This is a genomic window from Embleya sp. NPDC050493 (genome assembly GCF_044458105.1).
Classification (GTDB): domain Bacteria; phylum Actinomycetota; class Actinomycetes; order Streptomycetales; family Streptomycetaceae; genus Embleya.
Genome location: NZ_JBITHP010000010.1, coordinates 135,631 through 151,231 on the forward strand (window position 1 = coordinate 135,631; position 15,601 = coordinate 151,231).

Consider the following 15,601-nt stretch of genomic DNA (forward strand, 5'->3'; position numbering starts at 1 on the left):
GACGCCCGCCGTGCCGGTACGCCTCACGCCCGCCCCGGACAAAAGCCCGCCCGCGCCGGCCGAGGCCGACCATACCCACTCGCCCACGACTCGCCTGTCCCCCGATCGACGGACAGGCGACGTCCGTCGTTCGTACGTCCCGGCGCCCGGCCCGCACCCGCCATCGTCGAGGCATGACACCGCAGCGAACGCACTCGGCCCGCACCCGCGTCGAATCGGCGATCGCGGTGCGCGGGCTGCGCCGGAGCTACCGAGGACGTCCGGCGGTGGACGGGCTCGACCTGGACGTGTACCGAGGCGAGATCTTCGCGCTGCTCGGCCCGAACGGGGCGGGCAAGACCACCACGACCGAGATCCTGGAGGGCCACCGCCCGCGGGACGCGGGCGAGGTGGCCGTACTCGGCCGGGATCCGGCGGGCGCCGGACCGGCCTGGCGGGCCCGGATCGGCATCGTGCTCCAGGAGTCGGCGGACGTGGCGGGGCTGACCGTGCGCGAGAGTGTGCGGCACTTCGCGCACTACTACCCGAAGCCGCGTGATCCGGACGAGGTGATCGAGGCGGTCGGGCTGACCGATCGGCGGAACACCCGCGCCGGTGCCCTCTCCGGTGGCGAACGACGCCGGCTGGACGTCGCGCTGGGCATCCTCGGCCGGCCCGAGCTGCTCTTCCTGGACGAGCCGACCACCGGGTTCGATCCGAAGGCGCGTCGCCGGTTCTGGTCGCTGATCGCGGGCCTGCGGGAGGCCGGGACCACGATCCTGCTGACCACGCACTACCTGGACGAGGCGGAGCGCCTCGCGGATCGGGTCGGGGTGATCCGATCCGGCCGGGTCGTGGACGTGGACACGCCCGAGCGGCTCGGCGGCCGGCACCTGGCCAGGGCGGTACTGCGCTGGCGCGACGCCGAGGGCGCCCACGAGTTGGCGAGCGCCGAACCGACCGCCGACGTGGCGCGGTTGGCCGCGCGCTTCGGCGGCGAGATACCGCATCTGACCGTCACCCGGCCGTCCCTGGAAGACGTCTACCTCGACCTGATCGGAGCCGACTGATGTCCCTGCTCGCCATCGCGGCGGAGCGCTCCCGCCTGGAGCTCAAGCTGTTCGCCCGACAACGCGAGCAGATGGCGGTGACCTTCGGCATGCCGGTGTTGCTGCTGGTCCTGCTGGGCCTCATCGGCGGTGGCACGGCGGACGGTACGAACGTACCGGAGAGCAGACTGCACGCGGCCGGGATGATCGCGGTCGGCATCGTCGCCGCCGGCTTCCAGGGCCTGGCCCTCTCGGTCGCCGCCGAACGGCAGAACGGCACCCTCAAGCGGCTGCGCGGGACACCGATGCCGCCGGCCGCCTATCTGCTCGGGAAGATCGTCCAGGTGTTCCTGGTCAGCCTGGCCCAGGTCGCGGTACTGCTGGCGGTCGGCGTGTCGTGGCTGGACCTGGCCCTGCCGCACGACCCGTTTCACTGGCTGACCTTCGGCTGGGTGTTCCTGCTGGGGGTGGCCGTGGCCACCCCGCTGGGGCTCGCGGCCGGCGCGCTGATGAAGAAGGGCGCCAACGGCGCGCTGATCATCCTGCCCTTCACCGCGCTCCAGTTCGTCTCCGGAGTCTTCGTCGGCTTCAACGAACTACCCGATGGTGTGCAGCGGTTCGCGGCGCTGTTCCCGCTCAAGTGGCTGACCCAGGGAATGCGCTCGGTCTTTCTGCCGGACACGTTCCAGGCGGTCGAGCCGGCGGGCACCTGGGAGTTGGGCCGGGTGGCCTTGGTGCTCGCCGGGTGGGGTGTGCTCGGCTTGGTCGTGTGGATCAGGACCTTCGACTGGGGTGGGAACGAGCGGTGAGCACGACGAAGACGCCAAATGCGGTGAATCGGGCGGATGCCGCCGGTGTGCCGATCACGCCCCGATCCACCCTGGTCGACGACGAGGAGGCGAACCTCTTCGGCAGCAAACTGCTCGGCGCGTACCGTTATGCCTACCTCGTCCTCGCCGCGGCCACCGCCGCCGAGTTCGGCGCCGACCAACCGCCGTGGTGCCCGGTGGTGCTCGTACTGCTGCCGGTCTCGTTCTGGCTGCTGCTCCCGCCGGGCGTGGATCCGACCGCGTGGGATCGGCGCGGGCAGGTGCACCTGGTGCTCGCGTACGCCGGAGTGACCGCGCTGAGTCTGGTCGAACCCGGCGGCATCGCCCTGATGTACGTGTTGATGCCGTTGACCTTCACGTTCATCGACCGCATGCTCCCGGCGATGCTGGCGGGTGTATACCTCTTCGGCGTCAACGGCGTGCTCCAGGCCCGGGACGCGCATTGGGCACCCGATCGGGTGGCCAGGATCCTGGTCGAGATGGCGATCGCGCTCGGCTTCAGCTTTCTGATGGCCCGGACCATCAACTGGCTGGCCGACAAGGTGGAGGAGCGCGGCCGACTGGTGCGCGAGCTGGAGGCGACCCGGGCCGAGCTGGCCGAGACGCACCACGAGGCGGGTGTGCGGGTCGAGCGCGAGCGCATGGCCCGCGAGATCCACGACACCCTCGCGCAGGGCTTCACCAGCATCCTGATGTTGCTCCAGGCGGCCGGGATCACCGTGGACTCGGACGCCGCCGCCACCCGCAAACGCCTGGAACTGGCCGAGCGGGTGGCCCGGGACAACCTCGCCGAGGCACGTGCCCTGGTCGCCGCCCAGGGCCCGGCGGGCGGCGAGGACCGCGCCGAGCCGCTCGCCGAGTTGCTCGGCCGCACCGTCGCCGGGCTCGGCGAGGAGTTGGAGGTGGCCGCGACGTTCACGGTCACCGGCGTCGAGCACGAGCTCTCCTCGACGGTCCAGGTGGTGCTGGTGCGGGTGCTTCAGGAGTCGCTGGCCAACATCCGCAAACACGCCGACGCCGGGTGCGTGGCGGTGGAGTTGGCCTACCGTCCGTTCGCCACCCGGCTGACCGTGGCGGACGACGGACGAGGCTTCGAGCCGGGGCACGGGAAGGGGGGATACGGTCTTCCGGGAATGCGGGCGCGGCTGGCACAGGTCGGCGGCGAGGTCGAGTTGGTCTCGGCGCCCGGCCGGGGCACGACCGTACGGGTGGAGGTACCGCAGTGATCCGTCTGCTCATCGCCGACGACCACCCCGTGGTGCGCGAGGGCCTGGCGGGCATGCTCGCGGCCGAGGCCGACTTCGAGGTGGTCGCCTCCGTCGAGGACGGCGCACAGGCTGTGGACAGGGCCGCCGAGCTGCGGCCCGACGTGGTGTTGATGGACCTGCGGATGCCGGGCACCGACGGCGTCGCCGCGACCCGACGGATCGTGCGCGAGCTGCCCGGGGTGCACGTACTGATCCTGACCACGTACGACACCGACGGCGACATCGTGCGCGCCGTCGAGGCGGGCGCCACCGGCTACCTGCTCAAGGACACCCCGCGGGTGGAACTGGCCGCCGCGGTCCGCGCCGCCGCCCGGGGCGAGACGGTGCTCGCGCCGCCGGTGGCCGCGAAGCTGGTCACCCGGCTGAAGACACCGGTCCGCGACGCGCTGAGCCCGCGCGAGACCCAGGTGCTCGGCCTGGTCGCGCGCGGGATGACCAACGCCGAGATCGGCCGGGAGTTGTACATCGGCGAGGCCACCGTCAAGACGCACCTGCTGCGCACCTTCAACAAGCTCGGCGTGGACGACCGCACCGCCGCCGTCACGGTGGCCATGGCGGAGGGGCTGCTGCCCGGCGCGGGCGGGTGAGGCACGCTACTCGGCGATCAGGCGCGCGTACCGACCCTTGTGGAACATCAGCGGTGCGGCGTCCCGCGGCAGGTCCAGGGCGGTGACCGCGCCGATCACGATCACGTGGTCGCCGCCGGGCAACTCGTGCGCGATGTCGCACTCGATCCAGGCCACCGCGCCGGCCAGCCGCGGAGCGCCGTTGCCGGCGGGCGCCCAGTCCACGCCGACGAACTTGTCGCCGCCGCTGCGGCCCATCGCACGACACACGTCCTGCTGGTCCTCGGCGAGGATGTTGACCACGAACCGGCCGGCCGCGCGCACCCTGGGGTAGGTCGTCGAGGTGAGCGCCGGGGCGATCGAGATGTACGCCGGTTCCAGCGACAGCGATGTGAACGACTGGCACGCCATGCCCACGGGCGCGCCGTCGTGGATCGCGGTGACCACCGTGACGCCGGTGGCGAAGTGGCCCATGACCTGACGCATCCGCGCCTGATCGATCCCGGTCGACGGCGTCGTGGCGCTGGACATGGCTGCCCCCAGGGGTCCGAAGCTGGATTTCTGCATATGACTAATAGTCGTATGCCTGTTTGTCCCAGCCATTGAACGGCGGAACTGACGAACCGTCAATAACCTGAACCGGGCTTCCGCCTCGTGATCACCGCCACCTTGACGGCCCCTTTCGACGCGTTCGGGAACTTACGCGTGCCTGCTGCACGTCCGGATCAGTAGCAGTAGCGTCGTCCGCGACGTCATACATCCTCCGGAAGGAAACACCCATGGCCGTGAGCCTGAGCAAGGGCGGAAACGTCTCCCTGACCAAGGAGGCCCCGGGCCTGACCGCGGTCGTCGTCGGCCTCGGCTGGGACCTGCGCACGACCACGGGCGAGGACTTCGACCTCGACGCGAGCGCGATCGTGGTCAACGCGACCGGCAAGGTTTACTCCGAGCAGCACTTCGTGTTCTTCAACAACATGAAGACCCCGGACGGCACCGTCGAGCACACCGGCGACAACCGCACCGGCGAGGGCGAGGGCGACGACGAGCAGATCAAGGTCAACCTCGCGCAGCTGCCCGCGGACGTCGACAAGGTCGTCTTCCCGGTCTCGGTCTACGACGCGGACAACCGCAAGCAGTCGTTCGGCCAGGTCCGCAACGCGTTCATCCGCGTGCTGAACGCCGCCGACAACGTCGAACTCGCGCGCTACGACCTCTCCGAGGACGCGTCCACCGAGACCGCGATGCTCTTCGGCGAGCTGTACCGCGCCGGCACCGACTGGAAGTTCCGCGCCCTCGGCCAGGGCTACGCCTCCGGCCTCGCGGGCATCGCCAAGGACTTCGGCGTCAGCGTCTGACACTCGCACCGCGGGTAACCCACCTTCGGCCTCGGCAGCACCAAACGCCGCCGAACCAAGTGGCCACGAACGCCGGCCGGGCCCTCACAGCCCGGCCGGCGTTCCTGCGCCCCGATACCCCGCATGCCGAATCCCCCAGCCAGGCAAACTCAGCCCGGCCGGCGCTTGAGGCCAAGCAGCCCGGCCGGCGCTTGAGGGCACTCAGCCCGGCCGGCGCTTGAGGCCAAGCAGCCCGGCCGGCGTTTGAGGCCACCGAGGCCGCAGGCGAGGCCGCCGCAGGGGACGTGTTCACGAACCCCAGGCGTAGCCGACATAGTTCTCGGCCAGCGAAGCCATCGCCGCGTCGGAGTCCGCCACGTACTCCAGGTGCGCCACCTGGCACCGCCGATCGAACTCGGACGCGTCCACGCCCGTGTGCAGCAGCGTGGTCATCCAGTACGAGAAGTGCTCGGCCCGCCACACCCGCCGCAGACACGCATCGCTGTACGCGTCCAGCCCGTCCCGCGAGCCGCCGCTCCCGAACCACTCCCCGCACGCATCCGCCAGGACCCGCACGTCCGCCATCGCCAGGTTCAACCCCTTGGCCCCCGTGGGCGGCACGATGTGCGCCGCGTCCCCGGCCAGGAACAGCCGTCCGAAGCTCATCGGCTCGGCCACGAAGCTCCGCATCGGGGTGATGCCGCGCTCGCTGATCGGCCCCTCGTCGAGCGTCCACCCCGGCAACGCGAGCCGCTCGCGCAACTCCGCCCAGATCCGCTCGTCCGGCCAGTCGGCGAGCTTGGCGTCCGGGTCCACCTGGAGGTACAACCGGCTCACCTGCGCCGACCGCATGCTGTGCAGCGCGAACCCACGCTCGCTGTACGCGTAGATCAGGTCGTCGGTGGACGGCGCGACGTCCGCCAGCACGCCCAGCCACGCGAACGGATAGCTGCGCTCGTAGGTCTTCAGCACATCCGCCGGAATCGTCGGCCGGGACACCCCGTGGAACCCGTCGCATCCCGCGACCAAGTCACAGTCGAGAGTCTCCTCGACCCCGTCCCGGACGAACCGGATCCGCGGCGCGTCCCCCTCGATGCCCTCGATCGCGGTCACCGGCGTGTCGAAATACAGCCGCGCGCCCTCGTCCACGCGCTTGGCGATCAGGTCCTTGACGATCTCGGTCTGCCCGTACACGGTCACCGACCGACCACCGGTCCGACTCGGGAAGTCGATGTGCCGGTCCCGCCCGGCGAACCGCAGGTGGATCCCGTGGTGCACGAGGCCCTCACGATCCAGCCGATCCGCCGCGCCCGCCTCACGCAGGACGTCGACGGTGGCCTGCTCCAACATGCCCGCCCGCTGGCGCTGCTCGCAGTACTCGCGGCTGCGCGCCTCCAACACGACCGAGTCGATCCCCCGGTTGTGCAGCAGCTGCGACAGGAGCAGACCCGCCGGGCCCGCACCGATGATCGCGACCTGTGTCCGCATCCGTCCGCTCCTCACACCGCTGTACCGATCCGCCCCAGGCTTGCCCATCCCGCCCTCCCGAACCTCCTTCGCCTTCCGGTGGCCGGAAACCCGATCCGTGGGCGGCGTTTGGTCTGCCCAGACCAGGCAAGGCATGAGACGTCGAGCATGAGCGGAAACCCCCGATATACGGAGTGCGTCCGCTGTTATACCTAAATGCACGATCCGAGACCCAACCCATTTGGGAGTTCCCGTGAACACGACAGCGACCGTCATCCTGATCGTGGTGATCGTCGTCGTCCTCGCCGCCGCGGCCTTCTTCGCGGGCCGTCCGATGTTGCGGCGCAGGCACCTTCAGGCTCGATTCGGCCCCGAGTACGACCGGGCCGTCGAGCAGTACGGCGACCGGCGCGAGGCCGAGCGCAACCTGGTCGAGCGCGAGCGTCGGCACAGCGAACTCACGCTCAAGCCGCTGGACCCCGCCGCACGGGAGAAGTACGCCACCGAGTGGACCGCGGTCCAGGAGCGGTTCGTCGACGCTCCCGACGACGCGGTGCAGGAGGCGGACGAACTGATCACCCGGCTGATGCACGAACGCGGCTACCCCACCGGCGCGCACGACAAGCGCATGGAGCTGCTGTCCGTCGAGCACGGGCACACCCTGGACCACTACCGCAAGGCGCACGACATCGCCCGGCGCAGTGAAGCCGGCGAGGCCGAGACCGAGGACCTGCGCCAGGCGATGATCCACCACCGCGCCCTGTTCGACGATCTGCTGGGGCAGCCCTACCGGCCGCGTCGCGGCGGCACCACCTCGACGTCCGACTCCGCCGACCCGGCCCCCACGACGCACGACGGGCACACCGACCAGTGGCAGGCCGCGCCGGGCGAGGCGAACTCGCCCCGGCTGGATGCCTCGAAGCCCGAACAGCGCTGATCTTCGGCTCGGCCGACACCACGTCGGCCGGGCCGCCACAAGGGATTCACCCGCCGGGGCGTCCTCACCGGGACGTCTCGCGCAGCGGCGCGACATCCGTCGTACCGGACGAGAGGACCACACCGATGCGCAAGCAGAACTTCCCGAACGGGCCGGGCGCTTCCGGTCCCGGCCGGGACGACGCACCCATAGTCGAGCGCGACGAACGAGACCGCGCCGCCCGCCAGGCCAGGGTCACCGACGGCCCCGGTCCGAGCGTGGACAGCCCGCCCGAGTCGCCCGCCCGTGCCATGCCGCACCAGCAGCACGACCAGGCGGAGCCCTACGGCACCACCGTGCACCCGGCACCCCGGACCGGCCGTGACACGCCGCCGCCACCGCCGACGAGCCCGCCGGCCGGGGCCGGTCCGCGAAGCACGACTGCCGGCGCCGAGTCCACCAAGGACCGGACCCGGACGGACGATTCCGGCCGTCGAGGCAACGACGACGTCCACGACGACGATGCGGCCATGTTCGACCGGGCCGCCGCCGAGGAGCTCAACCACCGCTTCCGCGAGGCACTCGCCGGATTCGTGGACAGCCCCTCGGACGCCGTCTCGGAGGCGGACGACATCGCGGCCCAGGTCACCAAGCTGGTGACCGACTCGATTCAGACCCGACGCACCGAACTGGAGCAGACCAAGCGCACTGCCGGCGGGGACACCGAGCAGTTGCGGCTCGCATTGCACAAGTACCGGACGTTCCTGCAGAGCATGCTCAAGCTCTGAGCGCACGAGCCCCGAGCCATCGGGCACGGGGCACCGGGCACAGGGCGCGACCGCACACGCGGCGCCAGGGGCGGGGATTCTCACCCACGTGGGTGACAGTCCCCGCCCGCACGCATGTCCGCGTCCCCGCCGATGTCCCCGCTCCCGGTCCAGTGCCGGGCCACTTCCCGTGACAGGGCCCTGGCGGCGGTCGTCACGGTCGGGACCAGCCGACGCAGGTCGGCCGTACGGCGTCCGGTCACCAACGACAGCGCGGCGACCACCGTGTCGTGCCGGTCCCGGATCGGCGCCGCCGCCGAGTGCGTGCCGACGGTCATCTCGCCGGACGTGGTGGCCACGCCCGTACGGCGGATCTCGGCCAGGCACTCGCGCAGCCGGTCCGGGTCGGTGATGGTGCGCGTCGTGTGCGGCGCGTGCGCCTCGGTCAGCACCCGCTCGCGCAATTGCCTGGGCGCGTGCGCGAGCCGGCGAAGCCGACCAGCGAGCCGCCCACAGCCCCCCAACCGCAGCCGATCCCCGAACCCGCCGACACCAGCCCGTCCGGCGTTCGAGCACAGCCCAAGCCCGCACAAGACCGACGTACACCGGGGCACCCAACCCCATCAGCCCGTCCGGCGTTTGAGGACAAGGGCCGGCCGCAGGCCGAGGCCTACTCGCCCAACTCCGTGCGCACCCGTTGCGCCACCGCAAAGGCACTGTTCGCCGCCGGCACCCCGCAATAGATCGCTGTCTGCAACAAGACCTCCTTGATCTCGTCCCAGCTCAACCCATTCGTGCGCGCCGCGCGAAGGTGCATCGCGAGCTCGTCCATGTGGTTGTGCGCGACCAGCGCCGTGAGCGTGATGCAGCTGCGTGGCTCATCCTCAGGCCTCCGCCGCCAGGCGGGAGCGCGCCGCCGCCAGATGCGCATCCATCGCCGAGGTGACCGTCTCCGCCTGCTGGATGTTCGCCAGGTGCGCCGCGTCGGCGACCTCGACCAGCGTCGCCCCGGGAATCCCGGCCGCCAGCTCGCGTGCGTGTTCGAGCGGCGTCGACGGATCCCGCTCCGCGCCGATCACCAGCGTGGGCACGTCGATCCGGCCCAGCTCCGCACGCAGGTCGTAGCGCGCCAGCGCATCGCAGCAGCCCGCGTACCCCTCCGGCGGACACGCGTACAACATGTCCAGGATCCGCTGCACGGCCGCCGGCTCGCGCCGCACGTACTCGGGCGTGAACCAGCGCTGGATCACCGTGTCGGCCAGCTGCCGCATGCCCTGCGAGCGCACCGTCGCGGCCCGGTCCAGCCACGCCTGCGGCTCGCCGAAGCGCGCCGAGGAGCAGCACGCGATCAGGGCGGTCAGCCGCTCGGAATGGTGCACGCCCATCCACAGGCCGACCGCGCCGCCGAGCGAGACACCGGCATAGGCGAACCGCTTGATGCCGTACGAGTCGGCCAACGTGAGCACGTCGCCGACCAGGTCGCCGACCGACGCCGTGCCCGGTACCGGGTGGGACCTGCCGTGTCCGCGCAGGTCGTAGCGCAGTACCCGGTGGTGCCGGGACAGCTCCGGGATCTGCGTGTCCCACATGCCCAGTTCGGTGCCCAGCGAGGGGCCGAGGATCAACACCGGGGCGTCGGCCGGGCCGTCGAAGCGGTGGTTGAGCGTGGCGATCGTCATTGGTCCTTCTCTTGGAGCACGGTGCGATGGTGCGCGAGCGCCCGGTCGATCAGAGCCGGGGCCGAGCCGATGTAGGCGGCCGGGTCGAAAACCGCCTCGTCCAACCGCCCCAGCAGATCACGAAGGGGCCGGCCGGTCCGCGCCGAGGTCCCGGATGCGTCGGTGAGCAGGCTTCGCGCCGCCTCGTTGCCGAATTCCGCGGTCGACTCGCCGGCCGGCCGCTCGGACACGATCCGCCCGCCGGTCGGCTCCAGGTCGGCTCGCATCCGGTCCGGGAGGACCTCCAGCCCCTCGGCCGGTTCGGCCGCCGTCTCGGCCGCGCCGCCGGCCGGCCGCAGCGCCGCGCGCAGCGGCTGCCACTCGGCGTGCCACGCGCCGGCCGGACGCTCGTGCTCGGCGCCGGCCGGGTCGAGTGCCCGGACCGCCGCGGTCGACTCGCGCACCAGCGGTACGACCGGGTTGCCCGCGCCGCGCGCCCGGCGGGCCAGGTCCAGCGCGTCGAACCGGGCCCGGGAGCCGGCCTCGACCGCGGTCCCGGCCCGGACCGGCTCCAGCAGCCCGGCGTCGACCGCATCGGCTGAATCAGCGTCAAACAGCAAGGAAAACGGTCTCCTGCTCACCCTGGATGTGCACGTCGAAGCGGTAGGAGCCCGATTCCTCCCGCACCGCGATCAGCGTCTCATGCCGACTCGGCGGAACCAGTGCGAAGAGCGGATCCGCGTGCCGGTCGTCCTCGGGGAAGTACACCCGCGTGACCGCCCTGCGCGACATGCCGCGCGCGAACACCGACATCGCCGGATACGGGTTCGCGGTACCGCTCGGCGCGCCGGGCCGCACGGTGTTGAACGCGTACCTCCCGAGCCGGTCCACCGCCGCCCTGCCCCACCCGGTGAACGTGCCGCCGTCGCGCGCGAACGAACCCTGCGCGCGCGGGAATCGGCCCGCCGCGTCGGCCTGTCGGACAGGCGTTGCCGGCGGTGATCGTGCCGAGCGTGGTCGAGTGCAGGATCTCGGGGCCGGCGGGGTAACCCCTGCCGGGCTTGGCCGGCACCCACGGCGCGCGCGACATCGACTCGACGCCGCCCGCGACCACGATCGACGCGTCACCGACCGCGACGTCGCGCGCCGCCTGGGGCTCACCGCCTCCAGGCCGGATCCGCACAGCCGGTTCACCGTCACGCCGGGCACCGAGGTCGGCAGGCCCGCGAGCAGCACGGCCATCCGCGCCACGTCCCGGTTGTCCTCGCCGGCGCCGTTGGCGGCGCCGAACACCACGTCGTCGATCCGCGCGGGGTCCAGGTCGGGCGTACGGTCGACCACCGCGCGCAGCACGGACGCGGCCAGGTCGTCCGGCCGCACCTCGGCGAGCGCACCGCCGTAGCGGCCGATGGGCGTGCGTACGGCGTCCACGAGATAGACGTCCCTGAGCCCGTTCACGCGGTCTCCCCTCTGTGCCGGCGGCGGTGTCCCTCCCGCACACGGTGCCCGGTCGCCACCCGCCGCGGGCCGCTCGCATTCCGCTCAGCAGAAGCCGGTGCCCCGGAGCACCCGGTTCGATCCCGGGATTTTTGCCCGACCGCGACCACCGGGCCGGGGTCGCACCTCAAAGGAAGCCGATCGCCCAGTGCCGGGCCAGGCGCTAGCCTCTGATCGCCCTGCCGCAACCGCGGCGTGGCTCCACGGGGAGGCGACGCACATGGCGGTGCGCAAGGCAAACGATGCAACGGCAGATCGCGGAGGCGGTGGCCGCGGCCAACCCGGGTGATCAGCCGCTCGCCACGATGTTCGTGGTCCGCGGCCCGAACCCGATGTTGTTCGCGCTGTTCGGTGCGATCGGCGCATTGATCGGGGCGTCGATGTCCGACTACTACTTCCTGACGGTCACCCGGCAGGGGGTGATGTTCCACAAGGCGAGCGCGCTCTCCAGCAGGCCCAAGGAGGTCGCCTACGCGCTGACCCACGCCCAGGCCGGCGCGCTGGTCTCCGAGTTGAAGATCAACGCGACCTGGAGCCGGATGCACTTCTGGTTCCCCGGCCGGGATCGCCCCGCCAAGCTCAACTTCCCCCGCCCCTGGCGCGCCGAGGGCGAATGGATCTTCCGCTTCCTGATCGACGCGTACAACGCCTCCGGCGGCCAACAGCAGCCGTACGGCGCCCAGGTCCCCAACCAGCACGCACCCCAGCAGAACCAGTACCCGGGCCAGGGTCCGCAGCCGCCGCAGCCGACGCAACCGCCGCACCAGTACCCGAACCAGTACCCGGGCCAGACCCCCCAGGCGCCGCAGGCCGCGAACCCGTACCCGGCCGGGCCGCCGCAGCCTCCCGCCGGTTACCCGCCCCAGACCCCGAACCCGTACGCGCAATACCCCCAACAGGGCGGCCCGCACACCGGCTGACCCGCCCCACCCCGCCTGCTCACGCCCCCGGCGGCAGGCGTCGATCCGGCGCGCCCGACGTCCCGGCGCCGCCCCGCCGCGTGGCGGACCGGCGCGCCGGACGGAACCCGGCCGCGCAGACCCTAGCCGCGCTGGGGAAGGGGCAGCGGGACGGCGGGCAGGCCGTCGATGCTCGCGGCGTTGTAAGGCTTGTTGCCGGTGTACTCGACGAACTCCGCGTCGGTCTTGCGGGACATGAACTCCTCGTGCAGCGTGCGCTCCTCGCGGTAGTCCATGAACGGGACCGCGTAGCCGCAGGTGTCGCTGATCAGCGTCGCGCGCACCACCACGACCGCTCGCAGTCCGCCCGCGTCCGCGTCGCCGAACCGGGCCACCAGGTCGGGAAAGCGCGGATCGTCGCGGAAGACCGCCTCGCCGACCCCGTGCACCCGGACGATCTTCGGCGGGCCCTCGAACGCGCACCACATCAGCGTGATCCGGCCGTTCTCCCGCAGGTGCGCGATGGTCTCGGCGTGGCTGCCGCCGAAGTCCAGGTAGGCCACCGTCGTGTCGTCCAGCACGGCGAGCGTGCCGGAGCGGCCCTTCGGCGACACGTTGACGTGCCCGTCCTCGGCGAGCGGCGCGCTCGCCACGAAGAAGACCGGCTGGGCCTCGATGAACGCTCGCAGGCGGCCTTCCATGTGCGCATACGTCTTTCCCATGTCCGCATTATCCGGGCCGGCCTCGACCGACCCCATCGAATCGTCCGAGATCTCGATCCACGGACACCCCGCCCGATTTCGGGAGCCGGCCCGCCCGGCCGCCCCCCGCCGTCCCGGCCGCCCCGCCGCCGTCCCGGGACGGCGCGTCTCAGTACGCCCGCACCGCCGCTCGCACCCGGGACAGCGCGGTGGGCGCCACCGACACCGCGTCGCAGCCGAGCCGGACCAGATGCGGCAGCACCGCCGGATCCGCCGCGGCGTCCCCGCACAGCGACACCGCGCGACCGCGCGCGTGCCCGGCCCGGATGGTCTGCGCGATGGCGTGCAACACCCGCGGATGCGCCGCCGAGGCGGGGGTCAGCCGCGGGTCGTCCCGGCTCAGTCCGAGCAGCCGGGAGGTCAGGTCGTTGGTGCCCAGCGACAGGAAGTCGGCGTGCTCGGCGAGGTCGTCCACCTGGTCGAGCACCTGGGGCAGTTCCACCATCGCGCCCAACGGCGGCGGGGCCAGCCCCAGTTCCGCACACGCGGCGGCGAGCAGCCCGCGAACGTGCTTGATCCGCCGGGGATGGTCGACCATCGGCAACAACAGCGCGACCTCGACGCCCGTCTCCGCCGCCGCGCGCATGATGCCGCGCAACTGCGCGGTCAGGGCGTCCGATCCGGGCAGCGTGATACGCCGATCGCGCAGGAACGGCGGCCGTTTGTCGCCGGTGAAGTCCAGCGTGCGCACCACGACCGGACCCGGCGGCACCGCGGCCAGTACCGGTGCCAGCACGGCCACCTGCCGTTCCTCGTCCGGCCAGCCCGACTCCTCGGTGAGGAACGGTAGTTCGGTCCGCAGCAGGCCGACCCCCTCGGAGCCGGCCTCGGCCGCCGCGAGCGCGTCCGAGACGGTGGCCACGTTCGCCCGGACCCGGATCCGCCGCCCGTCCCGGGTCATCGCCTGCCCCGCACCGCCACCGGGCACCCGCCGAGGCGCCGGGATGGTGCGCACCCGTGCGCCGGCGTTGGCCTCGACCGTGCCCGCCTCGCCGTCCACCAGGATCAGGTCCTCGGCCAGCTCGGCCAGCGCGTCCACCGGGATGCCCAAGACCAGCGGTATCCCCAACGACCTTGCCACGATGGCCAGATGCCCGGTCGGCCCGCCCCGCTCGGAGACCGCCGCGGCCGGCTGCGGGCCGCGCAGCAGGTCCATCGCCGCAAGCTCCGCGCCGACCAGCACCGCCGGTGCGCCGCCCGGGAGTTGCCCGCCGGTCGGGTCCTCGCCGCGCAGCAGCGCCTCGGCCTGCCGGCCCACGTCGCGCACGTCCACCGCACGCTCGGCGATCAGTTCGTCGTCGAAGCCGGCCAGCAGGTCGGCGAAGTCGTGTACGGCCGCGGCCAGCGCGTCGATCGGCGCCAGGCCCGCCGCGAGGTGTCGCGCGGCGCCGTCACGCAGTTCCCGATCCCGTGCGATCAGGGCGGCGAACTCGACGATGTCCGCCTCCGCCGGCCGACCGCGGGTGCGCAGTGCGCCGGCCAGGTCGTCCATGTGCCGGGCCACGGTGTCCAGCGCCTCCGGGATGTCGGCCGGCGCCGCCGGGGTCGGCACACCGCCCGCACCGACCCGGGCCACCACGAGCCGGCCGACCGCGGAGCCCGGCGCGGCCCCCGTGCCGCGCAGTACCGCGCTCATGCGACCCGGGCACGGTCGCGACCGGCCCAGTGCAGCTCTCCCACGGTGCGTCCCCTTCTTCCCACGTCGTCCAACCGCCGCACGTCGGCGCGCGCCGGTGGGCGCGCAGGCGCCGCGACCGGTAACGGTTGCCGGCACGACACCGGTTCGACCCGGCGCAAGACAACCGCCCGGTCTCGCGACACAGTCTGCTGGACACACGGACCGTGTCCAGCCCGGCCGCACGCAAAGGGGACGGATGGGGACGGTGGGGCGCACGAAGGGGGAAGTGGGGGACACGGGCGCGGACTCGGCCGGACCCGCTCGGGCTCGCTCGGGTGCGCTCGTACTCGCTCGGGTGCGCCGGCTCAGCCGGGCTCGTCGGCCTCGCGGTAGCGAACCGCGGACAGGTCGTCCACGAAGCGGCCCATCAGCGCACCGAGCGTGGCGAGGTCGTCGTCCGTCCAGCCGGACAGCGCCTCCTCGAAGTGCCGGTCGCGCACCCGGCGCAACCGGCGGACCACGCCGCGGCCCTTGGGGGTCAGTCCCACCCGGGTGATCCGGCCGTCGCGCGCGTCGGTGGTCCGGGTGACCAGTTCGTCCGCCTCCAGCTTGCGCAACTCCCGGCTGACCAGCGACATGTCCATCCGGGCGAGCTTGGCCAGATCGCCGATGGCCAACCCGCCGCCGCCCGCCTGCAACCGGGTCAGCAACACCACCGCGGGCTGCGAGACCTGTGCGCGCGAGGCGCTGGTGAGTTCGCCGTGCACGCGGCGGCTCTGCTGGAGTCGGATCAGGCGTTCGAGCGCGGTCTGGACGTGATGCCGCGACTCGTGTCGTTCCGAGGAGGGAGTGGGCGACTCGGCTGACGGGGGCACTGGGCGAGTCCTCCGGAGGGGAAGCAACGCAATACGGTTTCGTATGGCGGAGGCGGGCGTTCCACAGTCTAGGTGTGTGTCCCGACCCACAGAAGGTAATTGATGGAGTCCAGCATT

Annotated in this window: 17 protein-coding genes and 1 pseudogene; 8 read left to right on the plus strand and 10 right to left on the minus strand. The window is 72.2% G+C overall.

The window, feature by feature from the left end; all coding sequences use genetic code 11:
- Positions 1-173 precede the first annotated feature (173 nt).
- From ACIBM5_RS21040 to ACIBM5_RS21055, 4 genes are read left to right on the plus strand one after another with little or no spacing between them, the layout of a single operon-like run.
- Positions 174-1,049: an ABC transporter ATP-binding protein gene (locus ACIBM5_RS21040; protein ID WP_396008253.1), complete on the plus strand. Its 876-nt coding sequence runs from the start codon at positions 174-176 to the stop codon at positions 1,047-1,049.
- Positions 1,049-1,837 (plus strand): ABC transporter permease, encoded by a 789-nt coding sequence (locus ACIBM5_RS21045; protein WP_396008254.1) that lies wholly within the window; start codon positions 1,049-1,051, stop codon positions 1,835-1,837. Before ACIBM5_RS21040 ends, ACIBM5_RS21045 begins: the two co-directional genes overlap by 1 nt.
- Positions 1,834-3,084 carry a sensor histidine kinase gene (locus tag ACIBM5_RS21050; RefSeq protein WP_396008255.1) on the plus strand — a complete coding sequence of 417 codons (1,251 nt, stop codon included), beginning with the start codon at positions 1,834-1,836 and terminating at the stop codon, positions 3,082-3,084. Before ACIBM5_RS21045 ends, ACIBM5_RS21050 begins: the two co-directional genes overlap by 4 nt.
- Complete coding sequence (locus ACIBM5_RS21055) at positions 3,081-3,713, plus strand: response regulator (RefSeq protein ID WP_396008256.1); 633 nt, start codon at positions 3,081-3,083, stop codon at positions 3,711-3,713. The genes ACIBM5_RS21050 and ACIBM5_RS21055 overlap by 4 nt, the downstream gene beginning before the upstream one ends.
- Before the next feature lie 6 nt (positions 3,714-3,719).
- Here the strand turns inward: ACIBM5_RS21055 and ACIBM5_RS21060 are convergent, their stop codons facing one another.
- Complete coding sequence (locus ACIBM5_RS21060) at positions 3,720-4,223, minus strand: flavin reductase family protein (protein WP_396008257.1); 504 nt, start codon at positions 4,221-4,223, stop codon at positions 3,720-3,722.
- Positions 4,224-4,471: 248 nt separating this feature from the next.
- Between ACIBM5_RS21060 and ACIBM5_RS21065 the strand changes: the two genes are divergently transcribed.
- The gene (locus tag ACIBM5_RS21065; RefSeq protein ID WP_391588212.1) at positions 4,472-5,047 is read left to right on the plus strand and encodes a TerD family protein; all 576 of its coding nucleotides are present in this window, start codon (positions 4,472-4,474) and stop codon (positions 5,045-5,047) included.
- A 288-nt stretch (positions 5,048-5,335) separates the two neighbouring features.
- Here ACIBM5_RS21065 and ACIBM5_RS21070 read toward each other — a convergent pair whose 3' ends face one another.
- On the minus strand, positions 5,336-6,514 hold the full coding sequence (locus ACIBM5_RS21070; RefSeq protein WP_396008258.1) for a 4-hydroxybenzoate 3-monooxygenase: 1,179 nt from the start codon (positions 6,512-6,514) through the stop codon (positions 5,336-5,338).
- A 232-nt stretch (positions 6,515-6,746) separates the two neighbouring features.
- On the opposite strand from ACIBM5_RS21070, the gene ACIBM5_RS21075 reads away from it, so the two are divergent.
- Together ACIBM5_RS21075 and ACIBM5_RS21080 are read left to right on the plus strand one after the other, a co-directional pair.
- A complete protein-coding gene (locus tag ACIBM5_RS21075; protein WP_396008259.1) occupies positions 6,747-7,430 on the plus strand; it encodes a hypothetical protein in 684 nt (227 codons plus the stop codon).
- A gap of 125 nt (positions 7,431-7,555) precedes the next feature.
- Positions 7,556-8,197, plus strand: a complete 642-nt coding sequence (locus ACIBM5_RS21080; protein WP_396008260.1) for a hypothetical protein — start codon at positions 7,556-7,558, stop codon at positions 8,195-8,197.
- Between the two features lie 80 nt (positions 8,198-8,277).
- Here ACIBM5_RS21080 and ACIBM5_RS21085 read toward each other — a convergent pair whose 3' ends face one another.
- From ACIBM5_RS21085 to ACIBM5_RS21105, 5 genes and pseudogenes are all read right to left on the minus strand, one after another.
- Positions 8,278-8,790, minus strand: a complete 513-nt coding sequence (locus ACIBM5_RS21085) for an IclR family transcriptional regulator C-terminal domain-containing protein (RefSeq protein ID WP_396008261.1) — start codon at positions 8,788-8,790, stop codon at positions 8,278-8,280.
- Positions 8,791-8,846: 56 nt separating this feature from the next.
- Positions 8,847-9,008: a carboxymuconolactone decarboxylase family protein gene (locus ACIBM5_RS21090; RefSeq protein WP_396008262.1), complete on the minus strand. Its 162-nt coding sequence runs from the start codon at positions 9,006-9,008 to the stop codon at positions 8,847-8,849.
- Positions 9,009-9,060: 52 nt separating this feature from the next.
- Positions 9,061-9,855, minus strand: coding sequence for a 3-oxoadipate enol-lactonase (gene pcaD / locus ACIBM5_RS21095; RefSeq protein ID WP_396008263.1), 795 nt, complete (start codon positions 9,853-9,855; stop codon positions 9,061-9,063).
- Complete coding sequence (locus ACIBM5_RS21100; protein ID WP_396008264.1) at positions 9,852-10,454, minus strand: hypothetical protein; 603 nt, start codon at positions 10,452-10,454, stop codon at positions 9,852-9,854. The genes pcaD and ACIBM5_RS21100 overlap by 4 nt, the downstream gene beginning before the upstream one ends.
- 386 nt (positions 10,455-10,840) lie before the next feature.
- Positions 10,841-11,292, minus strand: a pseudogene (locus ACIBM5_RS21105) (beta-ketoacyl synthase N-terminal-like domain-containing protein); the annotation flags it as partial.
- A gap of 281 nt (positions 11,293-11,573) precedes the next feature.
- On the opposite strand from ACIBM5_RS21105, the gene ACIBM5_RS21110 reads away from it, so the two are divergent.
- A complete protein-coding gene (locus tag ACIBM5_RS21110; protein ID WP_396008265.1) occupies positions 11,574-12,251 on the plus strand; it encodes a hypothetical protein in 678 nt (225 codons plus the stop codon).
- Between the two features lie 122 nt (positions 12,252-12,373).
- On the opposite strand, the gene ACIBM5_RS21115 is transcribed toward ACIBM5_RS21110, so the two are convergent.
- The 3 genes from ACIBM5_RS21115 to ACIBM5_RS21125 form a co-directional block, all read right to left on the minus strand.
- The gene (locus tag ACIBM5_RS21115) at positions 12,374-12,952 is read right to left on the minus strand and encodes a pyridoxamine 5'-phosphate oxidase family protein (protein WP_396008266.1); all 579 of its coding nucleotides are present in this window, start codon (positions 12,950-12,952) and stop codon (positions 12,374-12,376) included.
- Positions 12,953-13,100: 148 nt separating this feature from the next.
- Positions 13,101-14,627, minus strand: a complete 1,527-nt coding sequence (locus ACIBM5_RS21120; RefSeq protein ID WP_396008267.1) for a putative PEP-binding protein — start codon at positions 14,625-14,627, stop codon at positions 13,101-13,103.
- Positions 14,628-14,974: 347 nt separating this feature from the next.
- Positions 14,975-15,484, minus strand: coding sequence for a MarR family winged helix-turn-helix transcriptional regulator (locus ACIBM5_RS21125; RefSeq protein WP_391588198.1), 510 nt, complete (start codon positions 15,482-15,484; stop codon positions 14,975-14,977).
- Positions 15,485-15,601: the final 117 nt, after the last annotated feature.